Here is a 26,051-nt window from a genome sequence, read left to right on the forward strand (position 1 = left end):
GACGGCAAGGAGAGACGGATGCATATCGAACCAGGCCTCGTTGATGGGGCCAAGATTTTTCTGAGCTATGTCACTGCGGCGGGCGCTGGCGCCTATGCGCTCCAGCGTGGCTGGATCACGTTGCGCGAGCAGGGTGTGGCTTCCTTCGCCGGGCGTGCTATTGCGAGCACGGCCTTGGTATTTTCCTTCTTCGAGATACTGCCACACTTTCCGGTCGGCGTGTCGGAGGTCCATCTCATTCTCGGGTCGACACTGTTCCTGATCTTCGGTGTGGCGCCTGCTGCGTTCGGCCTCGCTTTGGGGCTGCTCTTGCAGGGGCTGCTGTTCGCACCCTTCGACCTGCCCCAATACGGCATGAACTTGACCACCCTGCTGGTGCCGCTTTTTGCACTTGAGGCTCTCGCCCGCCGCATCATTCCATCCGGCATGGCCTATGTGGATCTGAGCTATGGCCAGGTGCTGTCGCTGTCTCTGGCCTATCAGGGCGGCATCGTGGCCTGGGTGGCATTCTGGGCCCTTTACGGTCAAGGCCTGACTTCAGCCAACCTGGCAGCCATCAGCACATTTGGTGGCGCCTACCTTCTTGTGGTCCTGATCGAGCCGTTGGTTGATCTTCTGGTCCTCGGCAGCGCCAAGGCAATCCGGGGTCTCAAGGGGTCGAAATGGGTCACCCCACGCCTGCACTCGGCTGCCTGATCTCTGTCCAGGTTAGGGTTTTTCCTATCCAGAAACACAGCCCCTCAGGCAAGACCTCGTTCCTAAGCCCTGCCGTACGGCAGGGCTTTTTGCTGAAACCTCTGAGTGCAGGTCCAAAACAGGTTTGCGGCCTGGCGGGTTTTTAGAAGGCGTGAAGCGTGCCTGATGCTATCAACACGACATGCAGGTGAATGTCATACTTCTTGGCCAGCTCAGCCGTGGTCAACTCCTCGCGAATGGCTTCCAGAGGCAAAGTCGCTTTCAATTTGGCCGAATAACGCTTCCGTTTCGTCATGCGAATCGGTCCTTCGTCAATCGCCAAAGCTTAACGACTGGTCCGAATTCCTGCGACCACCTCTCTCTATGACGGTCAACACGCGCGATCGATCAGCTTGCGCACGGATGCCCTAGTGATCTGGCGCACCCCTGATGTCGTCATAAGGGCAACAGGTCTTTAAGAGTTCGCCTCCAAAGAATGGCCAAGGAATTTAGACTTTCCTCAACCGACTTGACCAGCCAAGTCGTACAAGTGCCGCAGCAGATTCTAACGGGTATTATGGAATACGAGCTTGCGAAAGTTCTTCTATCTTGAGTTCAGCCATGAGCACCTGATAGCGAGCGGATGTAACTGTTTCCTGTCAGTTTCTTGAATTGCTGGGCAGAGGCGAGGACGAACCGGTCCGGCTTGGTGCGTTGTTCTCAAGGACCGACGACTGGGGCGTCTACACCTTGACGAACAGACAACTGATCACAGGCTAGAACCCTGCATCTTCCGCAGCAACCGCTGAGCGGCTACTGGCGGCCCTTCGGCCCGACGCAGCGCGCTGAAGCAGAAACGGGCAGGGGTAATCCTCTCGCTTCAGCAGGGTGCGGTCATAGAAGTCAGGTCAGGTGAGCATCTTCAGCTTCTAGGTAGGGGTTGACCCCCGCCGGGAAGGCGGGGGCATGGTGCCCCTACCAAGGCTCAGCGCGCCGACAGCAGTTCAGGTACGGACAGCAGGATGAATTCGTTGTCCGCCGCCTTGCCGATCTCGCGTCCGCCCGAGAAGGGCAGGTTGTTGTCATTGGCGACCAGGATATGCGTGTCGTCGACACGGGCCACGTCCTCGATGGTGAAGAAAGGGAAGCTGAAGTTGCCCTCAACAGGCTTCAGCCCTTCCAGGGCTTTGCCTTCGGGATCGGCAATGTCCAGCAGGTTGACATGGCCAATGCGGCGGATGAAGCCATCGGCATCACGACTGGCGGTATCGACCAGCACCACGTTCTTGACACGCGCGGGCTGTGGATAGCAGGCGGACTGATCTGACGCACCCTCAGCGCAGGCGCGGGAGCCATCTCCCTCGCCATTGTCCCGCTCGATCACCAGGGCACGGTTGTTGTCGATGAAGTTGAAATCGCCGATGGCGGTTGCGCCTTCGGACAGGCGGAAGCGGAAGCTGTCGCCCGTCCAGTCCTGCGTCGCCGTGTCAAAGGTGATCACGCGCAGGAAATCGCCCTCGGACTGGCCATCCCCGCCCAGCAACGGCTTTTCCAGCATCGCCCACAGAAGGCCGGTGCCGGATTGCAGCGCCATGCCTTCGTAGCCGCCGGAACGCTGAACGCGGAAGTCCGTGCCCGGCTGGTCCGGCACGACAACGCCCGGGGTGTCGGGGCCTGCCAATGCCTCGCCATCCAGCATGGTCTGGTGGACCGATAGCACCCGTCCGTCGCGGGCAACGCGCAGGATGAAGGGGCCGAATTCGTCCCCGATCCACAATTCCCCGTCCAGATACTGGATGCTTTCGGGATCGAAATCGGCCCCGGTCAGATAGCGGCTGTCCGTCCCTTCGTTGGCGATGCGGAAGGGCACCTTGTGATCGGGATCGCGTAGGAACACGGTTTCCCGCCGTTCGACTCGGCCGCTGGTGAAATCGGGCCACATCCGGTGGAAGAACAGCATCGCGTCCGGGCTGTTGATCTTGCTGCCAAAGCCGTTGTCCGTCAGCGCAAACCAGCTGCCATCCTCGTCCCGGTTCATGGCAAGTCCCGACATGCCCTGCACCGGCTGGCCGATAAAAGGCAGCGATATGCCCGTCTTGTGCCCGCCATATGCCTTGCCCACGTCGCCCTCGACCGTCATCGGGTCTTCGTTCCGCTGGTTGCCGGTGAACTTGCCCGAAACCCAAAGATCGTGCGGCGCGTCTTTTGGCGGCGTCACCATCGTAAAGGCGGGCAGGATGGCATGGCCCGCCAAAGTTGCGGGAAACACCTCCTCGGTCAGGGCGGGGGTGGCGGCAGAGCAGGCCAGCAGGGCAAGGATAAGGCGCATGGTCGAAGTCCTTCGTTTTTTCACGAAGCCGACCAGTTAAGGCGCGAAGATGACAAGCATGCAGCAGGGATGTGGCAAGCGGATGACGCCGCTCCTGAAACGGCCACCCTGCACCCGTGCCATCCGACCCGGCCATCGGCAAGGCCTTGCGCCGGTAATAGCGCCGCACGGCGGGTGTCGGTACGGCCGATTCAGACGTGGTGGCACACGCTGCGTGGATTGTTGCCCCTACATTGCAGACGCTTACGGCAAGTCGGCTCGCAGCACTGCCGCAGAGCTTGCCATGGCTCTCGAAGTATTGAGGGCGCTCGAGAAAGCAGACCAGGACAACTCAAACCGGCCCCTCAATCGCCGCCAATCTGATCTACGTCATCTGCCTCGCCCGACTTGCTGGTCTCTCACGGTCAGACGATTGCTAAGGCGTCTGACGCGTGACGTCCACGAGCATGCTGTGGATCGCTACTCCAAATGCAAGGAGACGGGCGCGGCCTTGATGGCCCATATCAACCGGACAGTAGGCTTGTAACGCGCCTGCCGGTTCGACCGGTCAGGTCAGCGTGATGCCCCTTGCCCCTACGAACAACCTTGCCTGGGTCCCCCTTGCTGGACCTCGCCCCTGACCATCCGACCGCAACCACGTTCGCCAAGATGAAGACAGGCAAGAAGGCCGAGCGGCTTGACGCCTTGTTCAAGGGCGACGGGGATCTGCGCAGCGCCCTTGCCTTCAACGAGGAACAGGCCGCGAAGATCGCAGCATGGCTTCCCGAAGGCATGAAATGACCGACGGGTGGGGCGCAAGCGCCCCACCCGTCGGCGGACCAGCGGCGCTGGCGGGCCACCATCGGTGATAATTTCGATCTCTGACATAAGCACGTGCTCCGGCATATGCCTAGATCTCCCTGGTTATGCCCAAGTGTCCGGCCGAAATGGGGACAGTCCATCCACCTGACTGCCGAAAGCTTGGTTAGCCGTCAATTGAGCTTCGAAGAAACCAGCGACGGCGGCGGGCGCCTGATCAGCATACTCTATCGGAAAAATCTTTGCCAAAGGCTCGTTGGGATCCTAGAGAGTCTTCGGCGGATAGTTACACTGGGCGCTTGCGCCTTTGTGCCCAATACCCCAAGAGTCCAAAGCCTGACAGCAGCAGCGGCATTCCCGCAGGAAGCGGCACCGGAGCAGGCTGCTGGACCTCATCGCCAGGCAGGGGACCGTCACCAAGACCTGTGAAGTGCAGTTCGCTCAACCCGTGGAAGCGGTCAGAAAAGACGCTGCCTTCGATGTTGCCTGCAGTGGTCGTCACGCGGCTGCCATCGGCAAGGATGGCGCCCGCAGAGAACTGGGCGTCAAAGATCACATCCTCGAAGCCGATGAAGTTCCACAGCACCTTGCTGGCCGTACTGCCGCCTTGCTGAGCCTTGAAGGTCGAGCCCAGCCGGAACGTCTTGTCAGCCTCGGTTGCACGGACGTTGACCACCACCCAGTCCACGTCGCTGCCAAGGTTGAAGACAAAGTCGCGATCGGCACGGATGTCGGCCTCAGTCAGAGACAGAACACCGATACCATTCAAGAGACCCGAGATGTTGTAGGTGTTGGTGAGGTCGTGAACCGAACCCTGCCGGACAATGCCGGTTGTCGAGGCCGCCATCGACGCTAGATCGCCTGCATAATTCGAGAGCGCCTGGACATGGCCGGACGGGGCCGAACCCTCAGCATAGGCCGACTTCGATCCACCACCATTCATATTCAGCTTGTCCAAGCCCTGTCCGACTGCAGCGTTTCCACCGCCGTTCACATGGACCTGAGCATCCACTCGTCCCTTGACAACGAACTCGTCAAAGTCGGACGCATCGCCCTTGCCATTCATATAAACGACGCTGCCAAGCTCGACCTTGTAGTCGCCTCCGACAAGGACCCGGCCATCGACGTGGAACCCGGCACTGCCGGTGACATCTCCTTTTGTGATGAGGTTGAACTGCTTGAGCAGATCGGTGGCGCTCAGCGTTGCAGCCTCGCCGCTCGAAACCGCGCCAAGAAGGGAACTAGCGGATGCTAGGACATAAAGAGGGAAACGCACGAAACACCTAACAAAAAACTCACTTTTACCATTACCCACGGGCATGGAATGAGACAACTTGACTAAACAGGCAGGGCTGGTTCCAGGCGCCTTGCTGATCACCTGTTGATGGTGCCGGAAGCCCGCACCCCAGCCTGCCGAAACTCTGCGGTCATTGCTCTCGCAGAACCTTCCGGCTGGTCGCGACAATTCTAAATGGCCTCTACATGCAGCTTCGCAACCCACGGGTGTTATGGAATGGCATCATAACGCCGCTGGCGGCATTCGTGCGGCATTGAACGCAACGGCCCACGGGACCGGATGGCCGCCCTTGGCCTGCCTGCACATCCGCTTTGCGGTCCCGGAGCAGAGCAATTATGACGCAGGTCGGGGACCGTCCACTACAGGATGAAGTCGTCGGCCGTTAGGGCATGATACCCGGTCAATTCGATCTCGAATTCAGGGGCGAAATCGTTGTCCGTGCTGCCCTGAATGATGGTGCTGCCATTCCGCTGGACATGGCGCAGCCCGCCATTGTCATTGGCCGGGGTGAAGCCGGCGGTCCCCAGAAAGACAAAGGCATTGTTGCCGCCCGTCACGCTGCTGGCGTCGATGGCCGAAAGGTCGATCCGCTCGCCCGGGCGCTTCCCCTGGAAGTCGGTGATCACGTCCCGCGTCCCCGCCCCTGGTCCCGTTTCGGCGGCAAAGGCGAAGACGAACCTGTCCGCGTCCGCACCGCCCGACAGCGTGTCCCTTCCGCCGCCGCCCACGAGCACGTCATTCCCGCTATCACCGGCAAGCCGGTCTTGGCCGTTGCCGCCGGACAGGGTATCGAGGCCGTAGCCTCCGAACAAACTGTCATTGCCCGCAAGCCCGTCGATCCGGTCACCCAGAAGCGATCCCCGCAGGATGTCGGCCTGCCCGGTCGGATGCTTGTAGGCAGGCGCACCGTCCGGGGTGCCGGCCAGCCGGTCGAGATCGCGGTCCGGCGCGGCATAGGGAATGAAGCCGTCTCGGGCCGCCTGCTTGTAGAATTCGGCAAACAGCTTCGGGTCGTTGAGATAATCGACAACGAAGACCGGCTTGCCCTTGGCCAGGAAATCACGCTGGAGAACGGCAATCTGTTCGCGGTCCGGCTTCAGGGGATTGTTCTCGTCGGCATCGCCGGGGGTATAAAGGTCTTCGACCGCAATACCGCCAATGGCATCCAGGTAGGCCGCCCTGCGGGCACTATCGGAACCCAAGTCGTTCAGGATGAAGGCCCCGTTCTGCGGGATTACAAAGAAATCCGGATTTGTTTCCCGGGCATGGTCTGTCAGCGCGACGATGAAATCGACCATGCGCCGTGCCGCCTGCTGGGCATTTGCCGGATCCCCCGCCTGCCGGTCCCGAGCGGCAACCTCCGACCCCCAAAAATAATAGGCATCGACAATGTCGAGATAGGCGGCATCAAAGCCCGCTCTCACGATTGCGTCGAGTTCCCCCGTCCTCGCATCATTGAACAGAAGCTTCTGCCAGTCCGGATCCCAGTAACGCACCTTGCGCGATTCCGGCCAGTCCGGGTTGACCGGCCCCAGCCAGTCCGGGGCCCGGCCCGTCAGCCTGCCCGACGCCGCGCCGCCCGCCGTCCAGCCTGCGTTCCAGTAATCGCGAAAATCCGACGCCTCGCCGATGGAAATATAGGAGGCGACGACAGAGCGCCCGCCCATGCCATCCTTCATCCGCGCGATCTCGCCCGCCGAAAAGCGGCCCGCATCCGTGCCGTCACGAGAGGAATCGATGACCAGAAGATCATGCGTGGCCGAGGACAGCAGCCCCGCATCCAGCGATTTTCCATCGCGACCCTGGAGGACATAGCCCCAAGTCGTGACCGTCAGGGCGCCCGTGGATGTCTCAAACCTGGCCATGTCCACACCATACTGAACAGTCCGGCAACACCAATCTAGCAAAAGGCGTCATCGGCAGAAAGCGGATCGTGAAAATTCCTTTCGGCGGCGGCTGGCGCGCCCGGCTATACCCTGATCAGGGCCAATTTGCTTCGCTTTTGGAGGTGGTCAGTTCGCTGCCGTGGTTGTCTTCGCTGTGTTGTAGTAGGCAGTCTCGACTTCGTAGAATGCTGGATGGTCTTTTCATCCACGAACGGCAGAAGCTGGCTCACCCAGACACCACCGATGTCGTTCTCCCGGTCAATCCAGAAGAAGGTGTTGCGCAGCCCCGCCCAGGCAAGGCTCACGGCGGGTCGTCCTGTGGGTGCCACTTCCTCGTTGATCATGAAGCTCAGGCCCCAGGTCTTCTCCAGGCTGGGGAAGAACTCGGCATCTGCAGATCGGGACGGGTCGTAGGTCGTGAGCATCGAAACCCGGTTTTCACCCATCTCGTTCTGCGCCATCATGTCGACGGTTTCGCGCTTGAGGATCTGCGTGCCATCCATGGTGCCGTCGTTCAGGATCATGCGGAAGACGCCGCTTGCTGCCGTTCCCGCTGCCATGGGCATTTGGGAACATTTGCCTGTAGCAGGTCTTTTCCCTCTAGGAGGATTGGATGCAGCAAGAGCGTGCCGCGAGACCAGGTAAGGCAGATGCCGAACTGAGCAAAAACCGAGCAAGGCTTCACTTGAGGGCGGGCAGGGTCGAAGCATCGGCTGAGGTGGATATCACACCAACGGGGCTTCTCTCAATTGGTGCTCTGGTGTCGATGATCCTGCTCTCTGTTCCCCCGATTATCCGCGCGGCAAAGGAACGATAACCGCTCCCTGTCAGGAAACGTCCATATCTCGGCAGAACCTGCAAAGGCTTGAGTTCAGGCTTTCTTCGTTGATCGTCCGCTCCGGTCCAGGTCAGCACTTTCGGCGCGGCTTGGGCTTCTTCAGGCACGAGCGCATTGCAGCAGCGGCGTCCCTCCCAAGCCGCCGCTGGTGCGGGTTAGCCGGGCTCAGGGTCGGCCGAGGGGCAGAACTCGGAAAACACTCACTGGCACCTCTCAGCCGACAGACATGTTATGCCTGGACTGGAATCCTGGATGAACTTGTTCTTCTGGTCAGCTTTCTCGCAAGGATTGTGCAACGTTGCGTTTTCCTCTCCTGCTGGAAGATCCAAGGAGGGTGCCGCTGACAAGGAGCAAGGTCGTGTAAGATGTGGAGGACGTCCCGGCTCATACCAGTCAGGGTCTGGAGGGAGCCACAGAAGACGAGCCGGCCGCACTCAAACTCCAAGGCTCGGGCTACGGTCTTCACAGGGAGGCGCTCGCTGCCGATCTCTCGGTTCCAGGCCTGCTGGCGGGGCGGTTCGGGACGAAGGCCCACACGGCACAAATGGCAGAACAGGTCGTAAGGGGCACGTTTGACGTTTTGAACGCGTTGTCTTCCCCAGCCCAGAGGATCAGCACCGGAGAGTATCATGAGCGCTTGTCTTAAACCGGGTGAAAACCCCCCTAGCGGCGTCCGTACGGTTTGCCACTCGCAAAGCCTTGGAAACGGGGGAGCCGCCTCGCCTCAGGGCGATCGCCAAGCACCTAGGGATCACCCATCAGGAGCTGAGAACCGTCATTCCCAACAGGGCCTATCTCATGGAGGCCATGGCCGAAAGCGCCCTGCAGCGTCTTCTGCACATGGTCACGGAACGGGTCACCTCACCTCCTTCCGCCTCCCCCGTCGAACAGTTTCAGGCCGTGGCCGAAGCCTATATCGACTAGGCCGGCCTTCATCCCTACGAATTCTGCTTCATTGGTGAGATGCAGTCGGGTCAGTTCACCGCCAATTCCCGGCTTCTGCAATATGAGCGTCCGATCCATGCCCTTGTGTCGAAGATCTTTCAGCGCGCCAAGAAGGAAAGGACACTGTTGGCGAAGTCAGCACGAGGCGGCGAGTGCGGCAAAGCGCGAGGTGCAGGTGGGCGCCAGGGGCCGATCGGCAAGCCAAGCAGCAAGGCGGTCGAGGTTAATGGCCGCGGCAGTTGCCAGGCTTTGCAAGCCGGTCTTCGCCAAGCCGCGGTAGCGCGCGCGGCGCAACCCAAAGGCGCGCACCGCCTGCGAGATCGTGCCTTCGACGCCCTGTCGCTGCGCATAAAGCCGTTGACCCGCCTCGGTGGACAGCCTTGCCCGAGTGGTTGCGATCGCCTCGTGCCGGTCGCGCGGGTGCAGCGCCAGGCGCCGGCTTCGACTGCGCGTGCAGCGAGCCCGCGCCAGGCAGGGCTGACAGTCAGTTGGGCTGAAGCTGGCGCGGATAAAAGGGCGGCCCGTGGTCCTGTCCCGATACTCCCTCCATCCCCTGCTCTCGCGACCCCTCAGGGCAACGTACGCAATGCCGGTCGCAGTCCACGGTGAAGTCGGTGACGAGAAAGGCGCCCGTCTCCTGTGTCTGCCAGTTCTGGACCGGGCGCGGAGGGCCGATGAGATCGATACCGTGACGTTCGTGGGCTGTAACAAGATGCTCGGCGCTGACATAAGCGGCATCGACCAGGTGTTCGGTCGGAACCAGGCCCTTGGCGGCGAGCGCGGCGTGGATGGGCTCTGTGCGCATGGCCTCATGGACATTGGCCGGCGTGGTGTCGGCATGCAGCACCAGGTGCGGCGTACCGGCGTCACAGGTCTCGGTAAGATGGACCATATAACCCGTCCACGCGGTGCCGCCCTTGGCGCGGAATCGGGCCTCTGCATCGTAGGGGGATTCGATCCGGTCGCCAGGACCGCGACCCTAGACGCTGGTGATGATGAGCCACACCTATGCTTATGGGGTGATCACGAAAATGCTCCTGGGCAACCTGTCGCGTTGGTCGCCCGGGCTCAGCGATTGGGAGGCAGCGCGGCTGGCCATACGCCTGTTCGTCGAGAAGTGCTTCCAGCTACCGTCACGAAACGAGTCATGATCGTGAAAGGGGGGCTCAACTTCCCTCGGTCATTCATGCTCCTGACATGATCGTGCTCGCTCGCACCTACGGGCGATATGGCTATCGGATGATCCCCAGACTGCTGAACAACGCGGGCTTCCGTGACGAACTTGTCCCATAATGCGTCCTTCCATTCCCAAGAAAGGATCGCACCATCAAACCGTGGGATCAAACACCTTACGCCGCAATGGCAGAGCTTGCCCGACGAGGGGCGGCTGATGCTGACCACGTTGATGACCCGCCTGATCCTCGACGACGCGACGGCGGGGATGCGGAAGGTGACCCAGTCAAAGGCGCGGTCGATCACGCTGAAGCCATGCTTGGCCAATCTTCGGAAGGCAAATCAGCCATTGCAAGAAACCTGCCCTCGATCTTGTCCTGGCAGTTGATCAAGCCACAAAGGGATGCTTACGGTTTGCTGCCCTGTCCCCATGAGGAGCCGTCATGCCTGATCGGAAACCGAAGACGCCGCTTGCCGATCAGCACATGTTTCTGTCGCCGCAGCTTGATAACGGCGAGGAGTTGGAAGACGGTAGCGATTTGGACCTGATCGCCAGCACCTATCGCTCGGTGCTCGACGAGTCGGCCTTTGACGACATGATATCGGGCTGGGAAAGGAAACTGACGACGTCTGATGTTGGAACGTCGCAGACGAAAGTATCGCGGCGCTTGTTCGGCCAGTTGGTGACTTTCCGCGACATGCTCGACAATCTTGGCGTCCCGGCGTCCAGCGACCCTTTGAAGGTCGCGGTGTCCGAGGTTCCCGGCCCGGCCGCCGTCATCTCGCCCAACGGGCGCGTGGCCACTATCAACATCGCCGGAGAGCGGGCCTTCGGGGTCAGGCAAGGCGGGCAGATTGATCGGGCGTTGATTGCGGCAAGTTCGCGCGACGACTATGACGCGCTGTTGCGCGCATCCAGCGGCCACTCCAATGCGGCGCATGCCATTCTCACGATTTTGCCGGCTGCCAAGGATTACGGCGAGAGCTTGCTGGCGGAAGCTTATCTCCTTCGGGCAGCGGGTCAGAACCGGGCCCATATCGCTCTTCGTTCGCTGGAGATCGCGTGGGCGCCGCGCGCCGGGGATCGCCTGCAACAAGCCTTTGGACTGACTCAGGCGGAATGCGACGTGGCCCAGCTGTTCTTTCAATTCCGAAACCTCGAGACGATCGCCGAGAAGCGCCGCGTCTCGTTGCTGACGATCCGGACCCAGATCAAGACGATCATGGCCAAGATGGAGGCTCCCTCGAACATTGAGCTGATGCGTCTTCTTGCGATGGTCGCAAGCCGCGAGCAGGTCGGGCTGACAGGGGGCGCGCCAATCTGGCACGACCCCCTGAGCCGCGAAAGCATCGTCCAGACGAGCGGGGGCCGCAAGATCGCCTGGACCTGGATGGGCGACCGGCACGGGGTGCCCGTCGTCATGTCTCGCGGGATGACGATGACCTATCTCTTGCCGGCCGAGTGCGAGGCCAGGCTGAAGGAAGCGGGCATCTGCCTCTATCTGCCGTCCCGCCCCGGCTATGGAAACAGCACGATCGACGCGTCGCTGGATTTCATGGAAGACAATATCGTCGCGCTGCGGGAATTTCTTGACCGGATTGTCGGCCGGCCCTGTTTGGGCGTCGGACAGGCGGACGGGGTCTTGCCGCTTGTGGCCGAAGCTGCGGCTAATCCCGCCCGTTTCCACGGTCTCATCGCAGTCGGATATGCGGGGGGTTTTGACATCCCGGGCCTCCAACGGCTTCCGAAGATCCAGAGGGTCATGCTGCAACTGGCGGGAAGCGCGCCTTGGGTCGCCGAATTGATGGCGAAATCCGGGCACCGGATGATGCGGCAGCATGGCCTCGACTGGTATCTGGAGCGTGCCTTTCGCAGCAATCCGATCAATCAGGTCACCCTGCGCAATCCCGACTGGACCGCACTGATCCGAAACGCCTGCGAACACGCCCTCAAGCAAGGCCATGTTACATTTGTTCGCGAATTGCAGCTGACCCACTATCCAATCGACGCCGCGCTGCGGGATCTGGCGATCCCCCTGCTCTATCTCGCTCCTCTCGATGATCCAGGCATTGACCTCGATGCCTGCAGGAGGCTTGAGAAGCTCAACCCGAAGATCGCGATCGAACCTGTCTCCGACGCGGCGGAACTCATCCTTTATCAGCGCGGCGAACTGGTCCTCGACAGGATCATCGCACTGGCCCGTCAGAAAAAGTGAGCACCATACACCAAGTGGCGTATGACCGGACATGATCCACATTATAAGTGGGTCTGCACAAGGTTAACCCGGGTAACGAGTAGGGCATGCTCGCCAGAGCTGCCAGTTTTGGTTCACGCCTTGTGATCGGTGGTGCCTTGTCGTTTTTGCGGTTGAGGTTTCACGATTTGGGCGCCCTTGCGGCGCCCTCTTTCGTTTGTGCCTTATGCTGTTGGCTTGCAATGCCTGCACTCCAACTTGTCGCGCTTGTTGTGCCGCGGATGTTTTACGATGACATACGATCTGGCAGTCGCGGCAGACGAGGCATTTAGGTCAGTCCTCCTTGCCCGGACCCCCTGCCCTCCTTTCCCCGTAGGCCCGCTCACTGCACCGTATCCCCAGGCGGGACGATGACCATGCCGACATCGGCCGCGACAGCCAGGATGCGCGCCACGTCCGGCGGCCCGGCCAAGGGCTTTGGAGCGGCGGTGGTGTCAGCAACCGGGCTACCGGTCCGGGTAAAGAATGCTTCGTGCATGTGCCCTGGCGCATTGATGATCAGGAGACGCGCAGGCTCGAGGCCGACAGCCTGAAACGAATGCACCGCTCCGTCAGGAACCGAGACAAAGGCACCTGCCTGCACGCGCTGCGTTTCACCAGAAAGCGTGAACGCGATCTCGCCCTCAAGCACGTAAAAGGCTTCAGTCTCGCCCGCATGATGATTTGGCGGCGCCCCCAGCCCTGGCGGCACCACGGCCTCGACCAGGCAGAACTTGTCCATCGTCTCGGCCGGAAAAGCATGAAACCTGAACAGAATGCCCATTGCATCGTAAGTGCGCGATGCGGTCATGTTCTATTTCCTCCTGTTGGTTGTCATTCATGAGACCGGCGTCTTATAACCAGGAGGTGATTCTAGCAAGACATTTGTCTCATGAGGTGGCCGTGACGCAGCGGGAAGATCAGAAGAACAGAACACGAGCAGCCTTGTTGGAGGGTGCGCGGACCCTCCTGATGCGCGGTGAGACACTGACGGTCACGGCAGCCGCGCGAGAGGCGGGCATCTCGAAGGCCTCTGCCTATCGCTATTTCTCGGATCCGGCCCTTCTGGCGGCCGAGGCAGGCCTGCATCTGAAGGCGGCACCTTACGAGGAGATCATAGGAGATGCCGTCAGCCTGCGTGATCGGCTGGTTGCCATCAGCCTTTACTTCTTCGACCTGGCCGTGACGAACGAGGCGGCCTTCCGCACCTATCTCGGCCTGAACCTGCAGGCGAGTGCGCAAGTGCAGGATGGCAGAACCCCGCGCCGCGGTGCCCGCCGCATCCAGGCCTTCATGCGTGCCTTGGAAAGCGAGCCAGAGATCGGCCCCGAGCAGGCCCGCGCCATCGCTGCCGCCCTTGGCATGGCCACCGGGGCCGAAGCCATGATCGCGCTGTTCGACATCGCAGGCCTGTCCAGGGAAGAAGCCCGCGCGCTTGTGGCAGAGACCGCCGAGGCGATCTGCGACCGGATGCTGCCTTAGACGAGGTTCTGGTTCAGTCAAGGACGGGTTTTATGGAACAGGCAGGGAGGAAAAGCTGCAGCTCAGAGCAAGAACGCTCTTTGGTGGCGTATTTTACTCGGAAACTGCGCTTTGTCTCCCTACAGGAGGCATCGCCATGCACTTTGCCAGCATTCGACTTATCAGCAGCCGGGCGGTGGGGTGATCAGGCCAGCTCCGAATATCGCGTCCTGGCCCTCAGGTCCCAGATCGCGAGCATTGCCGCGTAGCAAGTTGCGCAACTGGGCTGAAGACAACGAGGGATCGCGGCTCCACAACAGTGCCGCCGCCGCCGTCACGAACGGTGCGGCATAGGAGGTCCCGGTCTTGGTTCGTGCCCCCCTGATCGAGGCAGCGGTCCAGACATTCACCCCCGGCGCGGCCAGGTCGATATACTGACCCCGATTGGCGCGGCGATAGACTTGGCCCCGCCGGTCAACAGCCGTAACGGCCAGCACTGCGTCATAGGCCGCCGGAAAGGCTGGTGCGGCTTGGGGGCCATAATTCCCTGCCGCCGCGATCAGCAAGATACCATCATGCGCCATCCGCGCAATTTGCCGGGCAAGCGCCTCGTTGGGCGGCCCGGCCAGCGACAGGTTGACGATGCGCACCTCTTGGGTCGCAAGGTAGTCCAGCGCCTCAATCAGGGCAAAAGCATCGGCGCGTTGATCGGCGCCGACCTTCTGGAAGGCATCCACTGCGATCAGCTCCGCCTCCGGCACCAAGCCAGGGCTGCGGCTGTCCCGATTTCCCACCAGCAGCGACGCCACTGCCGTACCATGCAGCAGATCTGATGGTGAGGCCTCGGTTTCGATGCGGTGGACACGGACGCGGGCATCGGAAAGCGCAACGTGGTCGGCATTCAGCCCCGTATCAACCATGCCGATGCGCGGCATGGCCTTGCAGCCGGACAGGCTTACGGGCCAGCCGATCATGTCGCGGGCGAGGCAGTCGGACCCCTCGCAACGCGGGCCGCGTCCGGCCTGTTCGCTGCGATAGAAATGGTTGAAATCAGCCTCGGCCCCGTTTGCCAAGGCACGGACCCGGTCGCGGGCCTGGTCCATGGTCAGCGATGCGGGCTTCAGCAGCCGCACCAGGCTGTTGCCATCCGCAAGGGCCCGCTGCTGCAGGATGCGGAAGCCCTCCGCCTCCAGCGTGCTCAGGACGTTCTGGGCCACGCCCCGGGCCAGCACCTCGTTCTCGGCGCGGGCAGGCAGGGGCGTGGGCGCGGCAGGGGCGCGGCGGACGATCCGATCGTCGTCGTCATCATCGTCACCGTCGTCGCTGTCATCATCGTCGTCGCTCTCGTCATCGTCAGCATGGGCTGCTGCAACAAGGGACCAGCCGTTGCCGTTCAGGTGAGGATTGGTCGCAAGCGCCACTGCAATCATGGCAAGAAACAGGACCAAGCGGGGCATCGTCAAACCTTTCGATGACTTCGTTTCTGGACAACTACGTCGCAGGCCCGCAAATATTCCCCGGACGGACGGAAGATCCAAGAGGATGGCATGGACGCAGCTTTCGGCGAGGCCCTGATTCGGCTTCTGCCCAATCTTCGCCGCTATGCCATGTCGCTGGCCAGGCGCGCCGATCTGGCAGACGATCTGGTCCAGACGACGGTGGAACGGGCGATCCGGGCGTCTGACAGCTATGATCCCTCCTCTCGGCTGGAGCCGTGGCTGTTCCGCATTACCCGTAATGCCTTCATCGATGTCACCCGCCGCCAGCGCACTCAGGGGATCGAGGTGGATGTGTTCGATATTCCCGAAGCTCTTGCCGACGACGGCAGCCGGGCCGTCGAAGCACGGCTGATGCTGCGCGCCACGCAGGAGGCGATGAGGGAGCTGCCCGCTGAACAGGCCGAGATCCTGCATCTGATCTGCGTCGAGGAGCTGAGCTATGCCGAGGCGGCTCAGGTTCTGGGCATTCCCAAGGGCACGGTGATGAGCCGCCTGTCACGCGCCCGGCTGGCTCTCGCCGACAAGTTGGGAATAAGATGATGCCCCATGCGTATGACATGGGAAACCCCGCGCGATAGGAGCCGGCCGTGCAGATCGACGACGAAACCCTGATGGCGCTTGCCGACGGCGAACTGGACCAGGCCGCGGCCGCGCGTGTCTCCGCCGCCATCGCCGACGATCCCGAGGCCCAGGCCCGGCTGCGCCGGTTCACCGAAACCCGCGCCAGGCTGCGGGCCCTGACAGCGGAAACACAGGCGGCGCTGTCCGATGACGCACTGATTGGCCGCATCCGCGCGGCCAGCCTGGCACCTCAGGCGGCTTCTGTCGTGGCCACATCCGCTCGTGCCCCAGCCAACACGAACCGGGCCCCGCTTGTCGCACTGGCCGCCGCGCTGGCTGCAGCCGTGATCGGCATCGGCTGGTGGCAGATGGGCAGCGGCCCTGTAGGTTTGCCGCAGGTCGAGTTTGCGGCGCTTGACCGTCTGCCCTCGGGCGAGGCGGTGACGCTTGGTGACGGCCGCGAACTGACGGTTATCGCGTCCTATCGCACGGCGGCGGGCGATTTCTGCCGCGAGTACGAGACTGTGCAAGGAACTGCCCTGACGGTCGGCGTGGCGTGCCGCCAAGACGGTGCCTGGCAGCAGCAGTTCGCCAGCGACCTGACAGCCACCGAAGGCTATGTCCCCGCATCTGGCGATATCGCGGCCCTGGATGACTGGTTGGCGCAAACCGGCGCGGGCGAGCCGCTGACCCTTGAAGACGAGGCCACCGCGCTGTCGACGGAATAAAGCTGCTCCTCGGCCCGTAATCCTGCAAAACAAGCAGGAGACGATGCCGTGACTATTGCAACAAGATCCACCCTGCCGGCGGGGATTTTTTCTTATCGCCATGTCGTCACCGCGACACTTGCGGGGGCGGCGATTTGGGCGGGGCTTCTGCTGCCGGGCGACCTGGACCGTGATGCGCGGCTGGCGCTGATCGCGGTCGCAGTGGCGATCCTGGGTTGGGTCGGCACCCGCCTGCCAGAGTCCGTGGTGGCGCTGGCTGTTGTGCTGGGGCTTGTCCTGTCTGGCACCCTGTCCGAAGAAACCCTGTTCTCTGCCCTGGGCAGTGAGCTGATCTGGTTGCTGCTGGCAGCTTTTGTGATTGCCGCCGTGCTGAAGGAAGCGGACCTGACGGAACGGTTGATCGCGCCCTTGTTGCAGCGCCCGCTGCGTTTTGACGTGCTGGCCTTTGGCCTGACGCTTGCGGTGGCGGCAACGGCTTTCATCTTGCCCTCAACCTCGGGACGGGCAGCGTTGTTGATGCCGGTTTTTCTGACGCTGGCGGCGGCAATGCCCGACACGCGCCTGATCAAGCCTTTGGCGCTGATTTTTCCGACCGTGATCCTGCTGTCGGCGGGCGGATCCCTGATTGGCGCGGGCGCGCATCTGTTGGCTGCCGAAAGCATCCGCAAGACCACGGGGCTTGAGATCGGCTATCTGGACTGGGCGCTTTTGGGACTGCCATTCGCCCTGATCGCCAGCCTTGCCGGAACAGGTCTGATCCTTGCTTTCTTCGCGCCGCACGAATTGCGGACCTGCCGGATCACGGCCACCCCTAGGGTACCTGTGGTGCCGGAATTGGCGGCACGGCAGCGGCGCATCTGCATGGCGCTGGCTGTCTTGGTAGGGCTTTGGCTGTCGGCAAGCTGGCATGGCATCGGCATGGCAACGGTCGCGCTGATCGGCGCCCTGGTGCTGCTGACCCCGCCCTTCACTTCGCACAAGCCCAAGGATCTGTTCCGCGCCGTGGATGTCGAACTGCTGCTCTATATGACAGCGACCGTGCTGCTGGCGCAGGCGATGACCCAAAGTGGGGCGGACCGGTGGCTGGCGGATCACGCATTGTCGATGCTGCCCGAATACATGGCTGGCAATCTGCAGGCGGTGGTCGTGCTGTTGTCTTTGGTCGCTGTTCTGGCGCATCTGGTGATCGCCTCCCGTTCGGCCCGGGCGGCGGTTCTGATCCCGGCGGTGGCGCTGCCAATGGCTGGACTGGGCCATGATGCGGCCCTTCTGATCCTTGTTGCGGTGATGGGCACGGGCTTTTGCCAGACCCTGACCGCCTCCGCCAAGCCGGTCGCGATCTTTGCCAACGCGAGCATCGAGACTTTCGGACAGCGTGATCTGCTTCGGCTGGCAGTGCCGCTGATGCCGGTGGTGATGGCCTTGCTGGTCGGCTTTGCGCTGTCGCTTTGGCCGGCACAACTGACAGCGATACGCGGGGAAGCCCCTGCGGAGGTCCCGACCCCGCTTGTCCTGCCCACCCTGCCCCCAACCCTGCCGCAACCCCCAGCCGCCCTGAAGCACGCCACCTTGACCCTGGCGAAGAGCGCCCGACCCGAGCAAAAGCCCCGGATCACAGTGCAATCGCCTGCCCGGCAGACGCCCTCCCACCGCACTGGTCCAAATCTGCGCCGCGCGGAAACCGAACTGAACCGGTTGGCACGGCATCTGGGCCTGCGTGTCATGTTCCGCTGACCGACAGGATGCTGCGGCAAAAAACATACATCCGTCGGGAATAGTCAGGACGCTGTCCCGTAAACACTTCACAGAACGGGAAAAGGACAAGACCAATGACCCTCACCATCCTGATCGCCCCTTCGGGTTTCAAGGAGTCGCTTTCGGTCAACGACGTGACCTGCGCCATTGCCGAAGGTGTGAGACGCGCGATGCCGGACGCCTGTATCCTGTCGGCACCCATGGTCGATGGCGGCGAAGGCACCACCAAGGCCCTGGTTGAGGCAACGGGCGGGCGGCTGCATCATGCCACCGTGACCGGTCCGGTGGGTGATCCGGTTCCTGGCTTTTGGGGTGAGTTGGGTGGTGCTGGCCCTCGCACTGCAGTGATCGAGATGGCCGCAGCCGCCGGTCTTTCACTGGTTCCGCGCGACCGCCGGGATCCGACCCTGACAACCAGTCGGGGCGTCGGCGAGCTGATCCTCCGGGCCCTTGATGAGGGCGCTGAGCGCATCCTGATCGGTTGCGGCGACAGCGGCATCAATGACGGCGGCGCGGGCATGGCTTGCGCCTTGGGCGCGCGACTTTTTGACAAGGCGGGCCGCGAACTGCCTGAAGGCGGCGGCGCGCTGGAGAGATTGTCTCAGATCGACCTTGCGGGCCTGGATCCCCGGCTGGCGCATGTCAGGATTGACGCGGCCGTGAACTGGCACAACATGCTGTTGGGTCCGAAGGGTGTCGCCCGCGTGTTTGGCCCGCAGAAGGGTGCCACCCCCGATCAAGTCCAGTTGCTGGACCGCGCAATGGAAACTTGGGCCAAGCAGATCTGGGTCGCCACCGGCAAAAACGTGGGATCGCTGCCCGGCGCGGGCGCATCGGGCGGATTGGGGGCGGGACTTGTAGCCTTTGCAGGTGCCAGTCTGCATCCGCGCTTTGACATCATGCGCGAATACCTGGACTTCGAGCGGCTGCTGGACTGCGCCGATCTGGTCATCACGGCCGAAGGATCGCTGGACGGGCAAAGCCCCTATGGCAAGGTTCCCTGTGAGGTCGGGCGCATTGCCGCCGCGCGGGGCATTCCGACAATTGCGCTTGCAGGCACCATTGGCCAAGGCGCAAGCGAGACATTCCAGCACGGCATCGCGGCCTTCGCCTCCATCGTCAAGCGACCCTGTACCTTGGAGGAGGCGATCAGGATGGGCGACAAGCTGCTGCGCCGCGCGGCCGAAGACACGATGAGGATGCTGCAGGTCGGCCAGCGGCTGGCCCTGCGCTGATCCCGGTTACCTGACTTCAGGACTTCCAGCCATGCACAGCATGGCGGTTGGCCGCTGCTGCATTTGGGCGGCGCAGCGCGGCAATCAATTATCCACGCCCTTGCAGGAGAAACCGACATGGCAATCTATCGTGGAAACGACGGGGACAACCGCTACAACGGGACGAAGCTGGCCGATCTCGTTTATGGCGGCTCGGGTGATGACCGGCTGTATGGCAATGGCGGCAATGACACCATCCATGGCGGCGAAGGCAACGACTCGCTGTGGGGCGGGTTCGGCAACAACGTTCTTTGGGGTGGATCGGGCAACGATGCCATCTGGGCCGGGGCTGGCCACGACCGCATTGACGCAGGCGAAGGCAACGACATCGTCCACGCGGGCGCAGGCAACAACATTGTTAGTCTGGGCGAGGGCAATGATGTCGTCGTGACCTTGGACGGTCACGACACGCTGAACGGCGGCGAAGGCAATGATCGCATGACGGCCGGGGCAGGCAATGACATCCTGCGTGGCGGGGAAGGCAACGACGTCATGCTGGGCCAGGCAGGCGCAGACACCCTGATCGGCGGCGAGGGTGACGACATCCTGAACGGCGGGTCCGGCAACGATCGGCTGACGGGCGGCGAGGGTGCGGACCGCTTTGTCTTCAACGGCGGCCTGGATCGGATCACCGATTTCGAGAATGGCGATGACACCATAGACCTGTCGGCCTTCGCCCGGTTCACCAACTTCGCCAGCATCCGCGCCGCGGCCAGCCAGAGTGGCTCCGATGTCATCATCAAGGCAGGCGACCATCGGTTGGTGATCGAGGATATCCGCCTGAACCAGTTGGACAGTGATGATTTCCTCTGGTGAGAAATACAACCGGGCCAGGTTCAAGGCCCGGTTTTTCTCCTACCGCAGCCCTGTCATGGATCTGCAGAACCGCGCTTTCCGCCGATGGGCCGGGGTCGTCTTTCAGCCAAGCACAGATCTTCTAACCAACGCGCTCTTGAGTGATGGCGGAGGATGGTCTGAAAGCCCCACCTGACCAGCACGGATCCTACTTTGCGCCTACACCAGCTTAGGGTCAGTCGGGTATTATGGAATACGATCCTGTAGCCTTCTTGCAGGCTCCGTGGGGTGTGACTTGCTCACGGGATGGGCGCTCGTGGCCAGCAGGGCCATGTTCACGGTGGCATGCAGCTGCCGTGTCTCTGCCCCAAGCTGTGATCGGGCTACCCTTCAAGCGGCAACAGCCGCTCTTTCTCAGCTTTCCCGCCCTTCTTCTTGAGCGACGCTGTCTAGTCGGCAGCGAAACAGCAGAAGAGGCCGTCCCCATCCGTGCCCTGCAGCGCAAGGATATCGCAGCGGCGGGAGGTATGGGGGAATTTCACGACATCGCCGCTATAAATTCGTCCCACCTCAATTGGTCATGGTTGCCTACCAAGGCCGAACCTTCGCTTCCGCCGGGAGGAACGATGCTTTGCTGCGACAGTTGCTTCTCGAAATGGGAAAGGAGCTGAAGATGTCCGATAAAGACAAAAGCATGGAAGAGGATCTGGAGAAGGATCAGACCACCCGTCCTTCGCTGACAAAGGGCGACCAACCCATCAAGCCATCTGGCACCGCACGCCAGCCTACGTTCGACCGCAACACCGGCCGTGGTTCCGCCAGCGACGATCCAACCGAGTAGCGCCGCAGCGTCACCTTCTGCTGCCGCGAGATGTTCATCAAAGCTGGGCACAGGTGAAGCGGAGCGGGAAGATGCGCCTTTGAGGCATTCGATATGGATAGTGCGCTGCCAACAAAGGTTATCGATGAGGTGTTCAGCTATGCGCATGTCCTTGACGACCAGGTCGTCACTGGAAAGAACAGGCAATCGAGATGATGTCCGAAAAGGAAGCCCTATGAAATTCCGTTTCCCCGTAGTCATCATCGATGAAGACTTTCGGTCCGAAAACACGTCGGGGCTAGGCATTCGCGGCTTGGCCGAGGCCATCGAGGCTGAGGGTTTCGAGGTGTTGGGTGCGACCAGCTATGGCGACCTGTCAAAATTTGCCCAGCAGCAAAGCCGTGCAAGCGCCTTCGTATTGTCAATCGACGATGAGGAATTCAGCCCCGGCCCCGACCTTGACCCAGCCGTGGTGAACCTGCGGTCGTTTATCGAGGAAGTGCGGTGGAAGAACGCTGACGTGCCGATCTTCCTGCATGGCGAAACAAAAACCAGCCGGCATCTGCCCAATGACATCCTGCGCGAGTTGCACGGCTTCATCCACATGTTCGAAGATACGCCGGAATTCGTGGCCAAGCACATCATTCGCGAAGCCAAGAGCTATTTGGAAGGCATTCAGCCGCCCTTCTTCAAGGCGCTTTTGGATTATGCCGAGGACGGTTCCTATTCGTGGCACTGTCCGGGCCATTCAGGCGGTGTGGCCTTCCTGAAATCTCCCATCGGACAAATGTATCACCAGTTCTACGGTGAGAACATGCTGCGGGCCGACGTCTGCAACGCGGTTGAGGAACTGGGCCAGCTTCTGGACCACAACGGCGCCATTGGCGCGTCCGAACGCAATGCCGCGCGGATCTTCAATGCGGACCACTGCTTCTTCGTGACCAACGGCACCTCGACTTCGAACAAGATGGTCTGGCATCATACGGTCGCACCCGGCGATGTTGTCGTGGTGGACCGCAACTGCCACAAGTCCATCTTGCACGCGATCATCATGACCGGGGCGATCCCTGTCTTTCTGCGGCCTACCCGCAACCATTGGGGCATCATCGGCCCCATCGCTCATGCCGAATTCGAACCCGACTCCATCCGCGCCAAGATCCGTGCGAACCCCTTGCTTGAGGGTGTCGATGCCGATGCCGTCAGGCCTCGCATGATGACGCTCACGCAATCGACCTACGATGGCGTCCTCTACAATACCGAGGAGATCAAGCGGATGCTTGATGGCTATGTCGAGAACCTGCATTTCGATGAAGCTTGGATCCCGCATGCGGCATTCCATCCTTTCTACGGCACCTATCACGCCATGGGTCGCAAGCGCGACCGCACCAGGCACGCCGTGACCTATGCCACTCAATCGATCCACAAGCTCCTGGCAGGGATAAGCCAGGCCAGCCACGTCCTGGTTCAGGATTCTGAAGAAACGAAACTGGATCGGCACCTCTTCAATGAATCCTACCTGATGCACACGTCGACCAGTCCGCAGTATTCGATCATCGCGAGCTGCGACGTGGCCGCCGCAATGATGGAACCGCCGGGCGGCACCGCGCTTGTCGAGGAGTCGATCCTGGAAGCCCTGGATTTCCGCCGGGCCATGCGCAAGGTCGATACCGAACTTGGCGAGGACGACTGGTGGTTCGAGGTCTGGGGACCGGAAGCGCTCGAGGAAGAAGGCATTGGCCGTACCAAAGATTGGGTGCTGCGTCGCACCGACAGCGAAGGCGTGCAGCGCGACGGTGAAGACAGCTGGCACGGATTTGGCGACATGGCGCCGGGCTTCAACATGCTGGACCCGATCAAGGCGACCATCATTACCCCCGGCCTGGACATCGAAGGGCGCTTCGATACCACCGGCATTCCGGCCTCGATCGTATCGAAATACCTAGCCGAGCATGGCGTCGTGGTCGAGAAGACAGGTCTCTACAGCTTCTTTATCCTGTTCACCATCGGCATCACGAAGGGGCGTTGGAACACGCTGGTCGCGGCCCTTCAGCAGTTCAAGGATGATTACGACCGCAACCAGCCCTTGTGGCGCGTGATGCCGGAATTCTGCGCCAAGCATCCGCGCTACGACGGCATGGGTCTGCGCGATCTCAGCCAGCACGTTCACGCGCTCTATGCGAAATACGATGTGGCGCGTTTGTCGACGGAAATCTATCTGTCGGACCATCATCCGGCCATGACGCCGTCCGAGGCGTTCTCGCACATCGCGCGGCGCAAGACACAGAGAGTGGCAATCGACGACCTGCAAGGACGGATCACGACCAGCCTCGTGACCCCCTATCCGCCCGGGATCCCGCTCTTGATCCCCGGCGAGACGTTCAATGCCAAGATCGTGGACTACTTGCGCTTCAACCGTGAATTCGCGCGCGAATGCCCCGGCTTCGAAACCGACATCCATGGTCTGGTTATGGAAACCAGTTCGGAAGGCACGGTCTGTTATTATGCAGATTGTGTTGCCTCATGAACCTGGCAAGCAGCTATGGTCCGGCACACTGAACAATGAATTGATGATAGTCGCTCTCTGTCGTTCGAGCAGCGATCCGTAGGTCGATGCCGCCGCAGATGGTCAAGCTGTCGTTGATCAGGGTGATCTTCTGGTGATGACAGGCGCCGATCGGGTGGCGACCGTCGGAAGGAAAGTTAGATCTGGTCGAGCGACATCAGCTTGACATGAAGCGGCCGCAAGGGGCCACTCAGCACGATCAGGGCGCCCCCGCTCCCTTTCAGCAGGAAGATGTTCAATCCTTCGCCGGTGGACCAAGGCATCCACAAACAGACCAGGCTTGATGGAAAAGCCGTCTGGCGCTAGCCCCTCATTATCGCTTTCGCCGGGCAGCATCTCGACTTGTAAGCCGAGATCCCAAGCCACTTATCATGTCTGAGCTGCGGTCGCAGTGAGGCTGAAAATCCCCCTCTCCCGACTGTTCAGATTTTCCAATTTACTCTGACTTCACACGTCTTGCAGGCGATTTCCACACCAATGCCGCTTTCAATCCGTGTGTCCACCAAGTGACTTATCAACGATGGGCTGTCTGTACTTACTTATCGAGGTAACCTTCAATGCTGCCTTTCCATAGACCATGTGAGCGTGGCGCCAAGCATCAAACTCTTCACCAGACAGACCATACCGGCTGAGTGCCTCATCGCGGGTGATCAACCCCTGGTTCACGGCTAAAACAACAGTCTGCTTCCGACTGGCCACCCACCGTGTGTCCGCATCCGGAAGGTCGGCAAGGCTCAGAAGTTGCCCAGCAGGTTTGGCAGTTCGGGAGGCCGGTGGCTTCTTGACAAGCATGGCAATCCTTTACTGTGGATTTTGAAATACTCAGTGCAAACAACCTAAGGATCAAAGGGTTGGTCGTTCATCCCCTATGTTAGTATATTCTCGCTGGTTCAGAAACCTGACCTTCCGCATAGGTTAAGCGCCCGGTTGGCTTTCCAGGCGCACTTGATCCAGATTGTCTTGCTTCCGAGCGGAGCGCCCGCCCGGCAAAGCCAGAACCATCAGGGCATGGCCGCGACAGCCAGTCCGAACATGATGATAGCGGCGAGGAACATGACGGCAGCGGTAGCCAGGAAGTTGACCATCGGGCGATCCTTGCTCAGCAGGGTTGTAGGCCTCGGAACCGGCACGGAGGAGCCTTTCAGAGATTCACTCATCTGCAGCGGAAGATGCAGTTGCCTCAGCAAGTCTCACTCCATTGCCGCCGTTCAAAGCATCTCATGACAACCGGCGCAGGAAGTGAGGCCAAAGCTGAATACCCTAACTGCAGGCTAGCTTGCCATTGCTGTCAAGCTCTCCCCGGAACCGAACATCAACTGCGAGATTTATCTCCATAAGCTGGCAGTTGGCATTGCGGTGTGCCTCCGTCATGCTTCAGCGGGAGGGCGAGATTGTGCGAGGCTTCTGTTTTCCTTTGGTGACCGCGAGCATGGTTTCGATAGCGGCTCCTTCGGTTCACGCCGATCAGAACCTAGGAGAGGTTATCGGCACCATTGCAAGAACTGTCCTGGAACAACAGCAAGCCGCACATGAGCAGGCCCTCTGGGCCGGGGTGGTTGAGAACGGGTCGGCGGCTGCCTATCGGCAATACCTGGACGCCTATCCCCAAGGACCGAACGCAAAAAGCGCACGGGAACAACTGGCCAAGCTGGAGGCCGCCGCCGCCGCGACGAACCGCGCTGCTCAGGCTGAGGCCGCACTTGCTCTGACGCAGGCCGATCGTGTGGCCATTCAGCGGCGGCTTGATGCACTTGGCTTCTACAAAACCAGCATCGATGGTGTTTTCGGCGCCGGGACAAGGCGATCTATAGCGGCATGGCAGGAGTCCAGAAAACTCCCAAGCACTGGCTACCTGAACGCCGAACAGCTGCGACTGCTGCTTGGCCGTGCTGGGTCGACGCCGGCTCCCGCGCCCCCTGTTGTGGACAATCCCGTCACTTCGGCCGCACAAGCAGAACTCAACCTTGGCCTGACCCGGCCTCAGCGGGTGCAGATACAGCGCGATCTGATTGCCTTGGGCTATGATACCAATGGGGCGGACGGCTTGTTTGGTGCAGGTACCCGTGAGGCAATTAGAGCCTGGCAGCGCAATACGGGTCAGCGCGCAACGGGATATGTGACGGCGGCGCAAGTAGGCGCCCTTCGCTCTGACGCTGAAGCTCGCGGTTCAGAGGCGCTAGGAGGCCGAGCAGCAGCCATAGATGAGGATTTGTTGGGATTGACGCGGAGCGAGCGGACCCAGATCCAGCAACGGCTTATCGGACTGGGCTACCTGAAGGGTCAGGCCGATGGTGTTTTCGGGGCATCGACGCGGAACGCCATCAGCCGCTGGCAGGGTGACAATGGCCTGGACGAGAGCGGGTATCTCACGGCGGAACAGGTTAGAAGGCTGCGGGAGCAGGTTCGCCGCTAGCTGAGGT

At 61.3% G+C, this 26,051-nt stretch carries 24 protein-coding genes and 1 pseudogene; 13 read left to right on the forward strand and 12 right to left on the reverse strand.

The genetic code is table 11. From position 1 onward, the window contains the following. The first annotated feature begins 18 nt into the window (after nucleotides 1-18). Nucleotides 19-696 (forward strand): energy-coupling factor ABC transporter permease, encoded by a 678-nt coding sequence (locus IEX25_RS14620; RefSeq protein WP_103174298.1) that lies wholly within the window; start codon nucleotides 19-21, stop codon nucleotides 694-696. 142 nt (nucleotides 697-838) lie between these two features. Here IEX25_RS14620 and IEX25_RS14625 read toward each other — a convergent pair whose 3' ends face one another. Together IEX25_RS14625 and IEX25_RS14630 are read right to left on the reverse strand one after the other, a co-directional pair. Continuing rightward, complete coding sequence (locus tag IEX25_RS14625; protein WP_158248037.1) at nucleotides 839-991, reverse strand: hypothetical protein; 153 nt, start codon at nucleotides 989-991, stop codon at nucleotides 839-841. A gap of 669 nt (nucleotides 992-1,660) precedes the next feature. Then, nucleotides 1,661-3,004 carry an esterase-like activity of phytase family protein gene (locus IEX25_RS14630; protein WP_188715861.1) on the reverse strand — a complete coding sequence of 448 codons (1,344 nt, stop codon included), beginning with the start codon at nucleotides 3,002-3,004 and terminating at the stop codon, nucleotides 1,661-1,663. Nucleotides 3,005-3,652: 648 nt separating this feature from the next. Between IEX25_RS14630 and IEX25_RS20330 the strand changes: the two genes are divergently transcribed. Next, on the forward strand, nucleotides 3,653-3,784 hold the full coding sequence (locus IEX25_RS20330) for a hypothetical protein (protein ID WP_268236155.1): 132 nt from the start codon (nucleotides 3,653-3,655) through the stop codon (nucleotides 3,782-3,784). Nucleotides 3,785-4,088: 304 nt separating this feature from the next. Here the strand turns inward: IEX25_RS20330 and IEX25_RS14635 are convergent, their stop codons facing one another. From IEX25_RS14635 to IEX25_RS14645, 3 genes are all read right to left on the reverse strand, one after another. Further along, entirely contained in the window at nucleotides 4,089-5,180 is a 1,092-nt protein-coding gene (locus IEX25_RS14635) for a collagen-binding domain-containing protein (protein WP_188715863.1), read from the reverse strand. Between the two features lie 278 nt (nucleotides 5,181-5,458). Further along, nucleotides 5,459-6,964: an MJ1477/TM1410 family putative glycoside hydrolase gene (locus tag IEX25_RS14640; RefSeq protein ID WP_188715864.1), complete on the reverse strand. Its 1,506-nt coding sequence runs from the start codon at nucleotides 6,962-6,964 to the stop codon at nucleotides 5,459-5,461. A gap of 104 nt (nucleotides 6,965-7,068) precedes the next feature. Further along, nucleotides 7,069-7,509, reverse strand: a complete 441-nt coding sequence (locus IEX25_RS14645; RefSeq protein WP_188715866.1) for a serine hydrolase family protein — start codon at nucleotides 7,507-7,509, stop codon at nucleotides 7,069-7,071. Between the two features lie 1,112 nt (nucleotides 7,510-8,621). Here IEX25_RS14645 and IEX25_RS20335 point away from each other — a divergent pair. After that, complete coding sequence (locus IEX25_RS20335) at nucleotides 8,622-8,747, forward strand: hypothetical protein (protein WP_268236156.1); 126 nt, start codon at nucleotides 8,622-8,624, stop codon at nucleotides 8,745-8,747. A 156-nt stretch (nucleotides 8,748-8,903) separates the two neighbouring features. Here IEX25_RS20335 and IEX25_RS14650 read toward each other — a convergent pair. After that, nucleotides 8,904-9,747: pseudogene (locus IEX25_RS14650) on the reverse strand (transposase); the annotation flags it as partial. A gap of 426 nt (nucleotides 9,748-10,173) precedes the next feature. Here IEX25_RS14650 and IEX25_RS20130 point away from each other — a divergent pair. Then, a complete protein-coding gene (locus tag IEX25_RS20130) occupies nucleotides 10,174-10,329 on the forward strand; it encodes a hypothetical protein (protein ID WP_229665272.1) in 156 nt (51 codons plus the stop codon). A 55-nt stretch (nucleotides 10,330-10,384) separates the two neighbouring features. After that, on the forward strand, nucleotides 10,385-12,157 hold the full coding sequence (locus tag IEX25_RS14655; RefSeq protein ID WP_188715867.1) for a bifunctional helix-turn-helix transcriptional regulator/alpha/beta hydrolase: 1,773 nt from the start codon (nucleotides 10,385-10,387) through the stop codon (nucleotides 12,155-12,157). A 361-nt stretch (nucleotides 12,158-12,518) separates the two neighbouring features. Here IEX25_RS14655 and IEX25_RS14660 read toward each other — a convergent pair whose 3' ends face one another. After that, the gene (locus IEX25_RS14660; RefSeq protein WP_188715870.1) at nucleotides 12,519-12,986 is read right to left on the reverse strand and encodes a cupin domain-containing protein; all 468 of its coding nucleotides are present in this window, start codon (nucleotides 12,984-12,986) and stop codon (nucleotides 12,519-12,521) included. Nucleotides 12,987-13,147: 161 nt separating this feature from the next. Here IEX25_RS14660 and IEX25_RS14665 point away from each other — a divergent pair, with 161 nt between their 5' ends. After that, nucleotides 13,148-13,657, forward strand: a complete 510-nt coding sequence (locus IEX25_RS14665) for a hypothetical protein (protein ID WP_188715872.1) — start codon at nucleotides 13,148-13,150, stop codon at nucleotides 13,655-13,657. Between the two features lie 161 nt (nucleotides 13,658-13,818). Here the strand turns inward: IEX25_RS14665 and IEX25_RS14670 are convergent, their stop codons facing one another. Beyond that, nucleotides 13,819-15,093, reverse strand: a complete 1,275-nt coding sequence (locus IEX25_RS14670) for a S8 family serine peptidase (protein ID WP_188715873.1) — start codon at nucleotides 15,091-15,093, stop codon at nucleotides 13,819-13,821. 90 nt (nucleotides 15,094-15,183) lie between these two features. Between IEX25_RS14670 and IEX25_RS14675 the strand changes: the two genes are divergently transcribed. From IEX25_RS14675 to IEX25_RS20340, 5 genes are all read left to right on the forward strand, one after another. Further along, entirely contained in the window at nucleotides 15,184-15,675 is a 492-nt protein-coding gene (locus IEX25_RS14675) for an RNA polymerase sigma factor (RefSeq protein ID WP_188715875.1), read from the forward strand. Between the two features lie 47 nt (nucleotides 15,676-15,722). After that, nucleotides 15,723-16,424: an RT0821/Lpp0805 family surface protein gene (locus IEX25_RS14680; RefSeq protein WP_188715877.1), complete on the forward strand. Its 702-nt coding sequence runs from the start codon at nucleotides 15,723-15,725 to the stop codon at nucleotides 16,422-16,424. Nucleotides 16,425-16,472: 48 nt separating this feature from the next. Next, on the forward strand, nucleotides 16,473-18,158 hold the full coding sequence (locus IEX25_RS14685) for an SLC13 family permease (protein WP_188715879.1): 1,686 nt from the start codon (nucleotides 16,473-16,475) through the stop codon (nucleotides 18,156-18,158). A gap of 95 nt (nucleotides 18,159-18,253) precedes the next feature. Then, on the forward strand, nucleotides 18,254-19,414 hold the full coding sequence (locus IEX25_RS14690; protein ID WP_188715882.1) for a glycerate kinase family protein: 1,161 nt from the start codon (nucleotides 18,254-18,256) through the stop codon (nucleotides 19,412-19,414). 117 nt (nucleotides 19,415-19,531) lie between these two features. Further along, nucleotides 19,532-20,269, forward strand: a complete 738-nt coding sequence (locus IEX25_RS20340; protein ID WP_188715883.1) for a calcium-binding protein — start codon at nucleotides 19,532-19,534, stop codon at nucleotides 20,267-20,269. Between the two features lie 517 nt (nucleotides 20,270-20,786). Here IEX25_RS20340 and IEX25_RS14700 read toward each other — a convergent pair. Further along, entirely contained in the window at nucleotides 20,787-21,374 is a 588-nt protein-coding gene (locus tag IEX25_RS14700; RefSeq protein ID WP_188715963.1) for a hypothetical protein, read from the reverse strand. Between IEX25_RS14700 and IEX25_RS14705 the strand changes: the two genes are divergently transcribed. Then, nucleotides 21,304-23,592: an arginine/lysine/ornithine decarboxylase gene (locus IEX25_RS14705; RefSeq protein WP_188715959.1), complete on the forward strand. Its 2,289-nt coding sequence runs from the start codon at nucleotides 21,304-21,306 to the stop codon at nucleotides 23,590-23,592. The two genes, IEX25_RS14700 and IEX25_RS14705, sit on opposite strands and share 71 nt — an antisense overlap. Before the next feature lie 176 nt (nucleotides 23,593-23,768). Here the strand turns inward: IEX25_RS14705 and IEX25_RS20345 are convergent, their stop codons facing one another. The 3 genes from IEX25_RS20345 to IEX25_RS14715 all read right to left on the reverse strand — a co-directional run bounded on the left by IEX25_RS20345 (nucleotide 23,769) and on the right by IEX25_RS14715 (nucleotide 24,818). Further along, complete coding sequence (locus IEX25_RS20345) at nucleotides 23,769-23,894, reverse strand: hypothetical protein (protein WP_268236158.1); 126 nt, start codon at nucleotides 23,892-23,894, stop codon at nucleotides 23,769-23,771. Between the two features lie 223 nt (nucleotides 23,895-24,117). Then, nucleotides 24,118-24,423 carry a CtrA inhibitor SciP gene (gene sciP / locus IEX25_RS14710; RefSeq protein WP_188715885.1) on the reverse strand — a complete coding sequence of 102 codons (306 nt, stop codon included), beginning with the start codon at nucleotides 24,421-24,423 and terminating at the stop codon, nucleotides 24,118-24,120. Between the two features lie 209 nt (nucleotides 24,424-24,632). Then, a complete protein-coding gene (locus IEX25_RS14715; protein ID WP_188715887.1) occupies nucleotides 24,633-24,818 on the reverse strand; it encodes a hypothetical protein in 186 nt (61 codons plus the stop codon). A 182-nt stretch (nucleotides 24,819-25,000) separates the two neighbouring features. Here IEX25_RS14715 and IEX25_RS14720 point away from each other — a divergent pair, with 182 nt between their 5' ends. Then, on the forward strand, nucleotides 25,001-26,044 hold the full coding sequence (locus IEX25_RS14720; protein ID WP_188715889.1) for a peptidoglycan-binding domain-containing protein: 1,044 nt from the start codon (nucleotides 25,001-25,003) through the stop codon (nucleotides 26,042-26,044). The last annotated feature ends 7 nt before the right edge of the window (nucleotides 26,045-26,051 follow it).

Source organism: Paracoccus acridae (genome assembly GCF_014642735.1).
GTDB lineage: Bacteria > Pseudomonadota > Alphaproteobacteria > Rhodobacterales > Rhodobacteraceae > Paracoccus > Paracoccus acridae.